14 protein-coding genes are annotated in these 14,410 nt (G+C 36.5%); 7 read left to right on the forward strand and 7 right to left on the reverse strand.

Annotation, left to right across the window (positions count from 1 at the left end):
* The first annotated feature begins 65 nt into the window (after positions 1-65).
* Entirely contained in the window at positions 66-224 is a 159-nt protein-coding gene (rpmH, locus tag Q0A18_RS03765; RefSeq protein WP_292008840.1) for a 50S ribosomal protein L34, read from the forward strand.
* Positions 225-380: 156 nt separating this feature from the next.
* Positions 381-1,091 (forward strand): ATP-binding cassette domain-containing protein, encoded by a 711-nt coding sequence (locus Q0A18_RS03770; RefSeq protein WP_292008841.1) that lies wholly within the window; start codon positions 381-383, stop codon positions 1,089-1,091.
* An 11-nt stretch (positions 1,092-1,102) separates the two neighbouring features.
* Here Q0A18_RS03770 and Q0A18_RS03775 read toward each other — a convergent pair whose 3' ends face one another.
* From Q0A18_RS03775 to Q0A18_RS03785, 3 genes are read right to left on the reverse strand one after another with little or no spacing between them, the layout of a single operon-like run.
* A complete protein-coding gene (locus tag Q0A18_RS03775) occupies positions 1,103-1,795 on the reverse strand; it encodes a methyltransferase (protein ID WP_292008842.1) in 693 nt (230 codons plus the stop codon).
* On the reverse strand, positions 1,796-3,247 hold the full coding sequence (locus Q0A18_RS03780) for a HAMP domain-containing sensor histidine kinase (RefSeq protein ID WP_292008843.1): 1,452 nt from the start codon (positions 3,245-3,247) through the stop codon (positions 1,796-1,798).
* Complete coding sequence (locus tag Q0A18_RS03785; RefSeq protein WP_292008844.1) at positions 3,237-3,833, reverse strand: riboflavin synthase; 597 nt, start codon at positions 3,831-3,833, stop codon at positions 3,237-3,239. Before Q0A18_RS03785 ends, Q0A18_RS03780 begins: the two co-directional genes overlap by 11 nt.
* 48 nt (positions 3,834-3,881) lie before the next feature.
* Between Q0A18_RS03785 and pdxA the strand changes: the two genes are divergently transcribed.
* From pdxA to accC, 5 genes are all read left to right on the forward strand, one after another.
* On the forward strand, positions 3,882-4,973 hold the full coding sequence (pdxA, locus tag Q0A18_RS03790) for a 4-hydroxythreonine-4-phosphate dehydrogenase PdxA (RefSeq protein ID WP_292008845.1): 1,092 nt from the start codon (positions 3,882-3,884) through the stop codon (positions 4,971-4,973).
* Positions 4,974-5,057: 84 nt separating this feature from the next.
* Positions 5,058-5,588, forward strand: a complete 531-nt coding sequence (locus tag Q0A18_RS03795; RefSeq protein ID WP_292008846.1) for a DUF177 domain-containing protein — start codon at positions 5,058-5,060, stop codon at positions 5,586-5,588.
* A 59-nt stretch (positions 5,589-5,647) separates the two neighbouring features.
* A complete protein-coding gene (gene rpmF / locus Q0A18_RS03800) occupies positions 5,648-5,851 on the forward strand; it encodes a 50S ribosomal protein L32 (RefSeq protein WP_034681046.1) in 204 nt (67 codons plus the stop codon).
* A 128-nt stretch (positions 5,852-5,979) separates the two neighbouring features.
* Positions 5,980-6,462, forward strand: a complete 483-nt coding sequence (gene accB, locus Q0A18_RS03805) for an acetyl-CoA carboxylase biotin carboxyl carrier protein (RefSeq protein WP_292008847.1) — start codon at positions 5,980-5,982, stop codon at positions 6,460-6,462.
* Positions 6,463-6,547: 85 nt separating this feature from the next.
* On the forward strand, positions 6,548-7,903 hold the full coding sequence (accC, locus tag Q0A18_RS03810) for an acetyl-CoA carboxylase biotin carboxylase subunit (RefSeq protein ID WP_292008848.1): 1,356 nt from the start codon (positions 6,548-6,550) through the stop codon (positions 7,901-7,903).
* Positions 7,904-7,950: 47 nt separating this feature from the next.
* Here accC and Q0A18_RS03815 read toward each other — a convergent pair whose 3' ends face one another.
* The 4 genes from Q0A18_RS03815 to Q0A18_RS03830 all read right to left on the reverse strand — a co-directional run bounded on the left by Q0A18_RS03815 (position 7,951) and on the right by Q0A18_RS03830 (position 14,248).
* The gene (locus Q0A18_RS03815) at positions 7,951-8,208 is read right to left on the reverse strand and encodes a hypothetical protein (protein ID WP_292008849.1); all 258 of its coding nucleotides are present in this window, start codon (positions 8,206-8,208) and stop codon (positions 7,951-7,953) included.
* 422 nt (positions 8,209-8,630) lie between these two features.
* Entirely contained in the window at positions 8,631-9,677 is a 1,047-nt protein-coding gene (locus Q0A18_RS03820; protein ID WP_292008850.1) for an IPT/TIG domain-containing protein, read from the reverse strand.
* Between the two features lie 11 nt (positions 9,678-9,688).
* Positions 9,689-11,290 carry a RagB/SusD family nutrient uptake outer membrane protein gene (locus tag Q0A18_RS03825; protein WP_292008851.1) on the reverse strand — a complete coding sequence of 534 codons (1,602 nt, stop codon included), beginning with the start codon at positions 11,288-11,290 and terminating at the stop codon, positions 9,689-9,691.
* 12 nt (positions 11,291-11,302) lie between these two features.
* A complete protein-coding gene (locus Q0A18_RS03830; RefSeq protein WP_292008852.1) occupies positions 11,303-14,248 on the reverse strand; it encodes a TonB-dependent receptor in 2,946 nt (981 codons plus the stop codon).
* Between the last annotated feature and the right edge of the window lie 162 nt (positions 14,249-14,410).

The raw sequence follows: 14,410 nt of genomic DNA on the forward strand, positions 1-14,410 counted from the left end.
TATAAAAAAATCCATATCTTTGCACTCTGAAAATTAATAGATAATTACGATTTAAATATATAGTAATGAGTAAAAGAACATTCCAGCCATCAGAAAGAAAGAGAAGAAACAAACATGGTTTCAGAGAAAGAATGTCTACGCCAAATGGAAGAAGAGTTTTGGCTGCAAGAAGAGCTAAAGGCAGAAAGAGATTAACTGTAAGTGCAACTCGCGCTAAGAGATAATTTCTGAATTATCATATACAAATTATGCTTGGAAAAGAAGTTTTTCAGGCATTTTTTGTTGTTAAAATTTGCCAAAATTAAGGCAGATTAAGCTTCTTTTTTCTATTTTTAAAGACTGAAAACTATTCCTCGGAATAGTCCATAAAAAATCAAATTATGCCACATACAAGTATCTCCGGAGATAGTATTATCAATTTACAACATGCTAAAATTGCACAAAAAAATTTCACCGTTCTTTCTGATGTAAATCTTAATATAAAGAAAGGTAAATTTTGCTACCTTATAGGAAAAACAGGTTCAGGAAAAAGTTCTCTTTTGAAAACCCTTTACGGACATATTCCTTTAACAGCCGGGCATGGTACAGTGGTAGGTTTTGATCTTGCCAAATTAAGAACTTCCGAAATCCCTAACCTTAGGAGAAAATTAGGAATTGTATTCCAGGATTTCCAGCTGCTTTCAGACAGGACTGTTGAAAAAAATCTAAGATTCGTACTTGAAGCTACCGGATGGAGTGAAAATATAAAAATCGAAGACCGTATCAATGAAGTACTCAGCAGTGTAAACATGAAAAGCAAAAAACATAAAATGCCACACGAGCTTTCGGGAGGGGAGCAACAACGTATTGCTATCGCCAGAGCACTGCTAAATCACCCAGACCTTATTCTTGCGGATGAACCAACAGGAAATCTGGACCCTGAAACTTCAAACGAGATCATGACGTTACTGAAGCAGGTGGCATTAGAAAATGAAGCTGCTGTAGTAATGGCAACCCATGATTATCATATGATTCAAAACTTCCCGGGAGAAGCCATCAGATGTGAAGATGGCAGAGTCTCTGTATTAGATACAGCGGAATTATTCGAATAAGAGAATTAAAATTACTTAAAAACATGAAACTCCTTGGTGAGCTCAAGATATTGGTCCGAGTATTTTCTCGGACTTTTTTCTATGATAAATTCAGCTTCTTCCAAAGGTCTTTCCAGAAAAGAAAACTCAAGAATCAACCTCTTTACTTTTGAGCCTTCTATACCTCTAATATTAACTTTCCTAGTCACATTCATCCCTTCTTCCTTAGTCATTTTAATCCAATCAATTCCAACTTCAAAAGGAATGATGACAGATAAAATACCTTTTTCAGAAAGCAATTGTGATGCTTTATTGATAAGCTGCTTAAAATTAAGTTCAACAACCTGGCGTGCTATTTTATCTTTAATAGAATCCGATTCTTCAAAATAAGGAGGATTAGATACAATAAGATCAAACTTACGGTCACTCAGGAAAGCTTTAAAATCCTGATGCTGATTATATAGTCGTGAACGGAAAGGAGAATTTTCAAAATTTGTCCGGGTAAGTTCCACTGCCTCCTCCTGAATATCTATCCCCAGAAAAGAGGCATCTGGGTTTCTCTGAGCCAGCATTAATGAAATAAGCCCGGTTCCCGTTCCTACTTCCAACACATTTTGAACACCTTCTACATGAGCCAGAGCACCAAGCAATACTCCATCTGTCCCTACACGAAAAACATCTTTGGACTGCTCAATACTAAATTGTTTAAATTTGAAAGGCTTCACTTATAAATTAACAGGTAATGTAACTGTAAAAGTAGATCCTTTACCCACTTCGGATTTTACGGATATTTCCCCTTTGTAATCTTCGATCATTTTCCTCACCATAGATAAGCCTAACCCCATTCCACTGCTTTTTGAAGTGAAATTAGGTTCAAAAATACGTTCATACATGTTTTCAGGAATTCCTATTCCGTTATCCTGCACCGATATCATTACTCTTCTCTGGTGCTGCTCAATATCCACGTTGATGAGTAGTTTTCTGTCATCACTTTTTGCCTGCTTAGCATTGGTCACCAAATTGGTAATAATCCTTGAAAGATAGATCTTATCCATACTGATCATGATATTCTCCTTATTCGTATGGGTAAAAATATTGTCATCATTAAATACACGCAGGATATCCGCAACCTCGGTATTCAGATTAATAACCTCATTATTTTTCTCAGGAAGCTTTGCAAATTCCGAGAAAGCTGATGCCACAGTTGCAATCAGATCGATCTGATCTACCATCGTTTTGCTCATTTGCTTTACTTTATCCCTTACATTCGGATCTTCAGGATCAAATTTTCTTTCAAAATTCTGAATGGTGAGCTTCATAGGCGTCAAAGGATTTTTAACCTCGTGAGCCACCTGCTTCGCCATTTCACGCCATGCTTCTTCCGATGCTTTAAAACGCAGGCGCTCTTTCTGATCCTGAATCTGGAGAATCATCCTGTTATAAGCTCTCGCCAACGCATTCAATTCATCATTTTTATAATATCTGATAGGACGCATTTCATTTTCAAACAATGTAATACGGGTAATCATATCAGAAAATTTAGTAATGGTTTTTGCCAAATTATTAGAAGTAATCCAGCTAAGCCATATACTGAAAAGGATAAGAAATATATCTACTAATAATATATATTTAACATATTTATGAAGAACTTCAAAATAAGCAGATTCATTGTGGTATAAAGGAATGTAAACAATTCCAATAGGCTCCAGTACGTTATTCTTCAACACCAGATAAGACGAAGTAAACACGGCATCTTTTGCCTGGTCGTACCCACGGATATCAATTCTGGTATCAGTAGAAAGAATTCTGTTTACTACATTTACAGGAACACGTTTCTGCTCAATAAGACTTTCATCTTTATTGGACAGCAGATAATTCCCTTTAAGATCATAAATTACAATATCATGCTGGTTGATATCTGCAATTTCAAGTATTTTATTAGCTAAAACTTCAGGTAAATCTTTGGTGTCAACATAGGACCGGCTCACTGCATAATCCAAATATCCCATTACGGCATTTGTTTTATCCTGCATATCTATCCTACTCTGATTCAAGGAATTATTTCTCAAAACAAAATAAGGAACCAAAGATGATGCTGCAACACTTAAGATACAAACTAATAAAAAACCTAAAAAGAAACGATTCCTTAAACTATATCCTCTGTATTTAAATGACATCCTGTTTTTTAATTAACCTAGCAATATACTTACCAATTATATCAAATTCCAGATTTACTGTATCACCAGGCTGGAGATGCTTCATATTTGTAAATTCCCAGGTATAAGGAATAAGAGCTACAGAAAACTGAGCATCTTCACTTTTCGCTACTGTCAAACTGATTCCGTTTACAGTAATAGATCCCTGAGGAACCGTTACGAAACCTCCGTCTGCATTATATTTAACAGTTACAATATAGCTACCGTCTTTATTCTCTATTCCCACTACCTCACCGGTTCTGTCAACATGTCCCTGAACAATATGTCCGTCCAGTCTTCCATCCATTTTCATACATCTTTCCAGATTCACTACAGTTCCCTCTTCCCATTTCCCTAAATTGGTTTTTTCAAGGGTTTCATTAATGGCAGTTACCGTATACTGATGACCTTCAGTCTTCACAACCGTTAAACAACAGCCGTTGTGAGCAAGACTTTGATCTATCTTTAATTCGTTGGTAAAAGGACCGCTCAAAGTAAAATCTATATTACTTCCTTTCCTTTCTATTTTTTCAACAATGCCTACCGCCTCAATAATTCCTGTAAACATATTATTTTTTGTTAAATTTGTAAATTCTAATCTTCAAAGATAATCAAAATGAGTCCAAAAAACCACAAAGTACGAGTAGGAATTTCAATTGGTGATTTTAATGGCATCGGACCTGAAATCATCATGAAATCTCTGAAAGACAAAGCTATGACTGATTTTTTTACACCGGTCATTTTTGGATCGGGAAAATTATTCACTTATCAGAAGAACATTTTTAAGCTGAATCTGAATTTTAATTATATTACGGAAGCTTCACAAGCCCAGAACGGAAAGCTGAATATGGTTAACCTTGTGAAAGATAATGTAAATGTAGAATTGGGAACTCCCACGGAAGAGTCCACTAAAATGGCTATCGATTCTTTAGAAGCTGCTACCGAAGCTCTGATGAAAGGTGATATTGATGTTTTGGTAACCGCACCTATCAACAAAGATGAAATGGTAAAAATGGGATTCAAACATGCCGGGCATACCGGATACTTTGAAGAAAAATTCAATAAGAAAGGGTTGATGTTTTTGGTAACAGAAAGTCTAAAAGTTGCTGTTTCCACACATCATATTCCTATTTCCAAAGTAGCTGAAAATATTTCAAAGGAAAAAATAAAAAAACAAATTAAGCTTCTTAATCAATGTCTGATAGAAGATTTCTGTATTCAGAAACCTAAAATTGCAGTTCTGGGGCTGAATCCTCACTCAGGTGACGGAGGGGTAATCGGTAATGAAGAAATCGAAATTATAGAGCCTGCCATTAAAGAGCTTTCTGATAATGGAATTTTAGCTTTCGGACCTTTTCCTGCCGACAGTTTCTTCCAGCCTAATAAATATTCAAGTTTTGATGCTGTTTTAGCCATGTACCACGATCAGGGCCTTGCTCCCTTCAAAACATTAGCCTACGAAGAAGGAGTGAACTATACTGCCGGACTTCCTTTTATAAGAACATCTCCTGATCATGGTGTAGCATATGATATTGCAGGAAAAAATGTTGCAGATGAACAAAGCTTTACGGAAGCCATCTTCACTGCCATTAAAATTTTCAAAAACAGGAGTGAATATAATGAACTTATGAGCAACCGCTTGCAACCAAGAAAAATAGCTATAGATAACGGAGTGGATGAAGATCTTCCGGAGGAAACTGAGTCTTAAATCTTTAAAACAAATTTTTCAGTTATTTATTGGAAATTTTATTTGTAATTATAAAAAAAATGCATATTTTTGCACACTCATTTTATGGACAAGCTAAGAAACTACGATATAAGTTTTTCCGGATTAAAAAACGGAAAACATGAGTTCAGGTTTGAGATAGATAAGGCGTTCTTTCAATTATTTGATACTGAACAGGAGTTTACAAATCCTAGAATTTCTGTAGATGTTTTATTGGATAAACATACTACATTTTTAGAATTTGAAATAAAAACAAGCGGTTTGATTGAACTTATTTGTGATATCACAAACGAAAATTTCGATCATCCTATAGAAAACCAGATCAGGGTTTTAGTAAAGTTTGGAGAAGAATATGATGATTCTGATGAAGAAGTAATCACCATTCCTTCGGGAGATCATGCTTTTAATACAGCACAATTGATCTACGAAAATGTAATTCTTTCCATTCCCATGAAAAAAATATCACCGAATGTAAGTGATGAAGATCTGGAAATCCTGGATAAGTTCAGCCCTAAAGATATTGAAGAAACCGAAGAGGAACAACACGAAAGTGATCCAAGATGGGATGCTTTAAAAAAGTTAAAAGATAAAAATTAAGATAATTTAATGATGAGATGGTGAATCTCATCGCTCATCAATTAAAAAAGTTATTAGAAATGGCACATCCAAAGAGAAGACAGTCGTCTACAAGAAGAGATAAGAGAAGAACTCACTACAAAGCTGTAGTTCCTCAATTAGCTAAAGATGCAACTACAGGTGAATTACACCTTTATCACAGAGCGCACTGGCATGAAGGAAAACTTTACTACAGAGGTAAAGTAGTATTGGAAAAAACAGTGGAAACTACTGAAGAAAACTAAGAGTACTTTTTCTTAAAAAAGACTCGTTTTTAATACAAAAACAGCCCAATTTTGATAAAATTGGGCTGTTTTTTGTTGTTTTTTACGATTTTTTGGTATCTTTGGACCAATAATCAAATATCAAATTTATGGACATTAAAGACATACAGAATCTTATTAAGTTTGTATCTAAAGCTGAGGTATCAGAGGTAAAATACAAAACTAAAGATTTCGAAATCACTATTAAAACTCCATTAGCAGGAAGCGAGGTAAGCTATGCCCAACCTACAGTTTATCATTCAGCTCCTCAACAGGTAGCAGCTCCTGCACCTGCTCAGGCTGCAGCACCTGCGGCAGCAGAAAAAGCTGAAGCGGCTTCTGATGACAGTAAATATGTGACCATTAAGTCCCCTATGATTGGTACTTTCTACAGAAAACCGTCTCCTGATAAAGATGTTTTTGTAAACGTAGGAGATGAAGTTTCTAACGGAAAAGTGGTTTGTGTAATCGAAGCAATGAAATTATTTAACCAAATCGAATCTGAGGTAAGCGGAAAAATCGTTAAGATATTAGTAGATGATGCTACCCCTGTAGAATATGATCAACCTTTATTCTTAGTAGATCCATCTTAAGGAATTTTAGATGAAAGATTATAAATTTTAAATGAAATTGATTCGTTTAAAATAATTTAAAATTAAAATTTAAAATTTCGGAGAGATGTTCAAAAAAATATTAATAGCCAATCGTGGCGAAATTGCAATGCGTATCCTTCGTACTTGCAAAGAAATGGGAATCAAAACTGTAGCGGTTTATTCTACCGCGGACAAAGACAGTCTTCATGTAAGATTTGCTGATGAAGCAGTTTGTATAGGTCCCGCAATGAGTAAAGACTCCTATCTTAAAATTCCAAATATTATTGCCGCAGCAGAAATTACCAATGCTGATGCTATACATCCGGGATATGGATTCCTATCTGAAAATGCCAATTTCTCAAGAATCTGCCAGAAAAACGGAATCAAATTCATTGGTGCCAGTCCTGAGCAAATTGAAAAAATGGGAGATAAGGCAAACGCTAAAGCAACCATGAAAGCAGCAGGCGTACCATGTGTACCTGGTTCTGACGGATTAATCGAATCTTATGAACATGCAGTAAAAGTCGCTGAAGAAACAGGATATCCTGTAATGATCAAAGCGACTGCCGGAGGTGGTGGTAAAGGAATGAGAGCGGTTTGGAAAGCAGAAGATCTTAAGGAACATTGGGAATCTGCGATTCAGGAAGCAGTTGCTGCATTCGGAAACGGAGGTATGTATATGGAAAAACTGATTGAAGAGCCAAGACATATCGAAATTCAGGTGGCAGGTGACCAGTTTGGAAAAGCATGTCACCTTTCAGAAAGAGATTGCTCAGTACAAAGAAGAAATCAAAAGCTTACTGAAGAAACTCCTTCTCCGTTCATGACAGATGAGCTTCGTGATAAAATGGGAGCAGCAGCAGTAAAAGCTGCAGAATTTATCGGATACGAAGGAGTAGGAACTATCGAATTCCTTGTAGACAAGCATAGAAATTTCTATTTCATGGAAATGAATACCAGAATTCAGGTAGAGCACCCGATCACTGAGCAGGTTATTGATTATGACCTTATCAGAGAGCAGATTCTTCTTGCAGCCGGAACTCCAATCTCAGGAATCAATTATTATCCTAAATTACATTCAATAGAGTGCAGAATCAATGCTGAAGATCCATATAACGACTTTAGACCTTCTCCGGGAAAAATCACAGGATTAAACATTCCTGGGGGACACGGAGTAAGAGTAGATACTCACGTTTATTCCGGATATTCCATTCCTTCCAACTATGACTCTATGATTGCCAAGCTGATTACTACCGCTCAGACGCGTGATGAGGCTATTGCAAAAATGAGACGTGCTTTGGAAGAGTTCTATATTGAAGGGGTAAAAACCACAATCCCATTCCACAGACAACTGATGGATGATGAAGATTACCTATCAGGAAATTACACTACAAAATTCATGGAGACTTTTGTAATGGATAAAAAGTATGACAATCACTAAGATTTATACAATATTCAATAAAAAAGCTGCTTTATAAAGCAGCTTTTTTATAATTTATCCTTTTTCTTTTTTATCATAAGTTTTCCGGGTTCTAAATGATCCGAAAATGCTTCCACAACGACATTCTCTCCCGACCCATCATTCTGGATAATAATCTGTGCATATCCGTTAAACAGCTTTCGCTTCCAGGATGCTGATTTTTCCATAATCTGTATAAGTCCTGGGTCTTTATTTAATTCATCCCAGGAATTCTTCTTCATTTGAGGGCTGGCAGCAATATAAATGATATTATTTCCTTTTTTCAATAAAGAAGCTTCTAAAATATATCTCTGAGAATCTTCTACCCGATGGACTTACCTTTTTACCATTAATAAAAATAACAGATTCTTCTCCCAGTTTCTTATAATAATAAACAACCTTTACCGAAGAAGGATCTTTATCTAAGTGAAAATTCCCTTTATAAACGAAAGTATTCTTCTCATTTTTTTTGGTTTTTAATTATTAGACAGTGAGTAAAAACGTGACCTGCTGAATGTTTTTTAACACAAAGAAAAAAATTGAATTTTATAATTTTTAAGGGCAAAGAGACTCCCTTCTGAAACGGATTTATTAAGTTGCTGTTTTACTTAGTGTTTTCTTTTCTTAATCTATAGCTTTTATATATTAAACCGGATTATGGGAAATCCGGTTTTGTAAAAACTATTTGATATGAATGCGAAATTAATGCCTAGTCTGTCGTATAAGTAAAGTTATCAAAGTAATAGGTAGTCTGTGCTCCGGAAAATTCCTGGAATCCAAGGAACTGAACCGCCGTAGGATTTCCCAGTTCACTCCATTTATACTTAACTTCTACCCAATCATCTGATGTTGTAAATGCTTTTGAAGCATCTCCCCAGAACTGACTATTGAATACAAAGATTAATTTTCCGGGACCGTCTGAGCGCACTGCAAACTTAATTCCTGTATATTTGGTAACTGCATTGGAATCGGAATTCCAGTTACTTTGAAGATTACCCCAACCATCCATTTGTTTTTTGATGAATACATTTCCCTGGAATGCATTATCAGGATCGGTTATATATTCATGGTTATTCCAAGATTCCATATCCCAAGGCGAATAAAAGGCATCATCATAGATAGCAGTCCCTACTGCTGTATTCCACGTATTATTTCCGGATAAAGTACTTACCGTTACCTTCTTATTTTGAGAGCCAGCAGGCAGTTTCACTTTAATTTCTGTAAGCGTATAAGAAATGATCTGCGCATCCATATCTCCCACTTTTACAGCAGGGTCCACAAAATAATTTCCTTTAATCGTAATCGTGTCTCCATCAGCAGCATTCACTGGCTGAAATCCTCTGAATATCGGAGCCGGCGGAGCAATTACAAAATCGTATTCTGCACTTCCTGCATTGGTAACCAGTTTCAGTTTATTATTCCCGTTAACATAAGGAGTATTGATATCTACGGTTACAATGATTGTATTGTCAGTAACTAAATTAGGATTAAAGTAAGATTCATGTTCATTAAAGTAGACGTGTTTCAATGAAGCAAATCCCCGTCCTTTAATAATATAGGTATTGTTAGCATATCCCATATGGGTACTTACCAATGGATTTACAGCCTGTCCGTTTTCATCTACTGATGCCGAGACCATATCAATTTCGGGAGTCCCTGCATAAAGGTTATCATCGTCATCGTTACATGAAAACTGGGATAATGCAAAAAATACTAAAGCAACTATTTTAAAATAGGCCAATATAAACTTTTTCATGTTCTTAGTTTTTAAAATTGATACGCTACAGGAGCCTGTAAAAGTTTAGGGTTTTTAGCTACGTCATTTGCCGGATAAGGTAAAGTAAAGTCGTTATTATCCGGAGTATAATATTCAGCACTAAACATACTTCCTCTGTTCTGAGCTGCCATAATTGCGATTGCCTTACTTCTGTCTATTCTTCCGAGATCAAACCAGAAATCTCCTTCAAAGGCAAGCTCTCTTCTTCTTTCTTTAAATAAATCATCAAAAGTAAATGACATTACATTCGATAACCCGGCTCTGTTTCTCACAGCATTATAAGATTTTAAAGCCGAAGCATCAGATGTTGAAGCAGCTCCTCCCATTACAGCTTCTGCATGAATTAAAAGCAAATCTGCATATCTCATGATATACGTATTGTTATCCATCATAGCCCAGGCATCCATTGGTCCTGTCTCATTACCGTTTACAATTCCTATACAATATTTTTTAATAGCTGCCCCGGCACCCTGACCACCGATTTGATCTGCTGCAGGAACAGTAAAGCCTACCTGAAAATTAAGTCCGTTTTTAATTTTCATATCAGGATATACATTCCCAGGGAACATAATGGTTTCGTTTTTTCTTACATCACTATTTTCATAAAGTGTTAAAATATCCTGAGACGGAGCAAAAACACCTCCATAAGAAGCATTGGATGTCGAGATTGTTCCATTACTGATTCCAAACTGAGTATTACAGTTATTGGCGGAACCGTAGTTTGCATCTGTTTTCCACTGCAGAGCAAAGATGGATTCTTCATTATTGTTATTGGCATATTTAAAAAGGTCAGCAAAAGATTTTCCACTTAAAGAATAGGAAGAGGTTCCACCCAATAATTTGAATTCCCCGCTATTAATCACTTCTTCTGCTAGCTGTTTGGCCATTGCATAGTTCTTATTATACAGATATACTTTTGCAAGCATGGCTTTTGCGGAACCTTTAGATACCCTGGCATTACTTGCATAGGCTGCTCCTCTTACTTTAGTTTCCAATAAACCAATAGCACTGTTATAATCCCTTCTGATCAATTCATACACATCTTCAATATAATTAGTATTAAGCTGTGGATCGGTAACATGCACCAGATTATTCTGAATAATAGGAACAGGTCCCCAAAGTCTAACCAGATAAAAATAAGCTGTAGCTCTCATAAAGTAGGCTTCTCCTAATGCGTTATCAATCACAGACTGACTTACAGAAGAACTCGCCTTGGTCTGAAGATTGTTGATCAGATAATTAGCCTGAGCGACATTTGCCCATAAAGCCTGCCAGCCGGCTAACATTTCAGGATCAGCAGATGTTATTCCGAAATTTCTCATGGCATTCACATCTGAAGAATTGGTATACATATTTCCTGAGCCTACCTCTGCAATGGCATAGAAAAATTTATTATTAAACTGAAACCATGTCTTGTAATATAAAGCATCCGTAGCTGTTCTCACCTGTTCATCATTCTGATAATAATTATCAGCACTGATGGAATCTTCTGAAGCTCTGTCGGTAAATTCATTACTGCATGAAAGCATTGAACCCAATGCAAATGCCGCAATAAACAGTTTTCTAAAGTTTAAATGATATAAGGTTTTCATATTTATCAGTAATTAAAAGTCTAAGTTGACACCAAAAATAAAAGTCCTTGGAGTAGGATATCTTCCGTTATCCACACCGGTCAGCAATACATTCTGATTGAATGAGCCAATTTCAGGATCGTAACCTGAATAATTGGTAATGGTAAACAGATTCTGAGCCGTCACATAAATCCTGAATCTTGACAGATTAATCCTCGACGCAAAGTCTGATGGCAAAGTATATCCTAAGGTAATATTCTGAACTCTCAGATAATCTCCTTTTTCCACATATCGATCTGAGATCATGATATTGGGATGTGATATACTGTTAATCAATCTCGGCTGGCTTGCAGAAGTATTCTCAGGACTCCAGTAATCCAAAGCATCTACCAATTGGTTCTGGTACATCATTGCATTCTGGGTTCCGTTTCTTTTTGTAAGATTTAGAATATCATTTCCTACCGATCCCTGAATAAAAATAGAAAGATCAAGGCTTTTATATCTGAAAGTATTGGTAAACCCAAAAGTAAAATCAGGATGTGGATTTCCTATTACGGCCTTATCCAGATCATCAATTTTTCCATCCCCGTTGATATCTACATATCTTACATCTCCTAATTGAGGTGCATCTCCATATACTGTTGGAGCATTAGCCAGATCCGCAGCTGTTCTGTACAGTCCGTCATATTTTAATCCCCAGAATGTTCCTATCGGCTGTCCGATCAATGTATTTGTTGCTACCATTGGCTGGTAACCATTGATATTCACATATTCCGTCAGGTTAGACATTCCGCTGGCCAAACTTAATAATTGGTTTTTATATTTTGTAAATACTAAATTACTGCTCCATGTAAAATTCTCCCCTTTGGTTTCATAAGAGGCTGTGATTTCAATCCCCCTGTTCCTCATATCTCCGATATTAGAATAAGGAGCTTCTATTCCTCCGTATTGAGAATAACCTCCCGTCAGATAATCCGGTAACGGTAACTTAAATAAAAAGTCCGAAGATTTTTTATCAAACCAATCGAAGTTCATATTCAGTCTTTTAAATAAAGTCAGATCCGCTCCTAAATTGGTTTGCTTCATCGTTTCCCATTTCAGATCCGGATTATTGAGATAAGCCGGTGTATTGTATATTGTTAACTGGGAAGAATAAAGATTATTAGGAATCTGCTGATTTCCAGTTTCTCCATACCCGGCACGGAATTTTAAATTACTAACAATACGGGAAGGAATCCATTCCATGAATTTTTCCTTAGTTACTCTCCATGATGCTGATACACCTGGGAAATAACCTATCTGATTCTTACCACCGTTTCCTTGCGGATCAAATTTCGAAGACTGATCTCTTCTGATTGTCGCTGTCACGCTGTATCTGTTATCAAAATCATAGATCAAACGTGCAAAATAGGAGTTCATAGAAGCACTTCCTTTATAGCTCGTGGCTTTGGTTTCATCTGCCATACTCAGCGTATAAATGTCATTAGATTTGAACCCATGTCCTTCTCCAGTCATCCCTTTCCAGTGATTATCTAAAGCTTCATGTCCCACGAGTACAGTTAGTTTATGACTTCCAAATGTTTTGTCATAGGTCAGCAAATTCTTGATATTGGTAGAATACCAGTCATTATCCCTAAGCCATAAATCTGCTGTATCATTAGATTGAGAACCTCGATTATATTGAGGCCAGAACTCTGTATTTTCTGCAAATTCAGTATTGGCAGACAGTTCCAAACGATACTTCAATCCTTTGAATAAGTCAGCTTCTGCATAAATATTTCCCAGGAAATTCTTTCTGATAAGTTTATTTACTTTGCTCAAAGCCTCCGCCACGGGGTTGAAATAGTTAACATTCTGCCCTGCGGGTGGTGATGCATAGGATCCGTCGGCATTGTAAACAGGAAGGTCAGGCGCCTGGAGCAATGTGTTTGAAATCAGTCCTCCATAACTCTGGTTAATGGTATAATTTTCATTCGAGATTCCTGCAGAAATATTAGCTCCCGCTTTAAGCCAGGATTTCACTTTTGTATTAACATTCAACCTGAACGTATAACGTTTCAATCCCGTATTAATAATAGTTCCCTGCTGATCGAGAAACCCTGTAGACAAATAATAATTGGTGTCTTCCTTTCCTCCCGACAATGATAGCTGATGGCTCTGTGAAACTGCTGTTCTGTAGATTGTTCTCTGCCAGTCCGTTCCTTCTCCTAATAACTCAGGATGTGCAAATTCAGCTCTTACCTGTGTCCCAAATACGGGAGCCATTGCATTCTGCAGCTGGGCATATTGCTGTAAATTAAGAACATCAAGATATTTGTAATTGCTGGCAATGGAGGTAAAGCCTTCATAACTTATTTTTCCTACACCTCTTTTTCCTGATTTCGTAGTCACAATGATAACACCATTCGCCCCTCTGGAACCATAAATAGCCGTTGCCGAAGCGTCTTTTAAAACATCAATAGACTCAATATCATTAGGGTTCAAAAAAGATATGGGAGAAACGGCAACACTTCCTGCACCTCCTGTAGAAGAAAGGTCACTTCCCGCTATCGGTCTCCCTGAAGTGGAACGCCCGGTAGCATCTCCCGAAACAGGAACTCCGTCGATCACATATAAAGGTTCATTCGTACCGTTAAGAGAAGTTGTTCCCCTTACCCTTATCGACACGGCAGAACCAGGCTGCCCACTATTACTGGAAACAGTTACCCCGGCAAGCTTTCCCTGAATCATCTGATCAACGGAAACCTGCTTAATATCCTGTAAATCTTTAGATTTAATTGATGAAACAGCTGAATTCAGATCCGTTCTCTTCTGAGTACCGTACCCTATCACAACGACCTCATCAATTGTTTTCTCTTTCAAAGTATCACTACGTTTACTTTGAGCATTTATCAACCCGATCGGCAAAAAAGCAAATGCAAAAAACAATGCCGCTTTATTCTGAGAAGGGTCAAATAATAAGTTGTATTTTTTTCTCATGGTCAATAATAGAAAGAAGTAATTCTTAAATTAGAGTTAACATATAGTTTACATTGGTAGCAAATCTAATTTTTGAGGGCACCCAATATCAATACTATTTTGTCATAATTAAGTATTATTTCTACCGGACATCTCAAAAATTGTAAAAAGATTATATTTTAA

Source organism: Chryseobacterium sp., assembly GCF_022712095.1.
Lineage (GTDB): Bacteria > Bacteroidota > Bacteroidia > Flavobacteriales > Weeksellaceae > Chryseobacterium.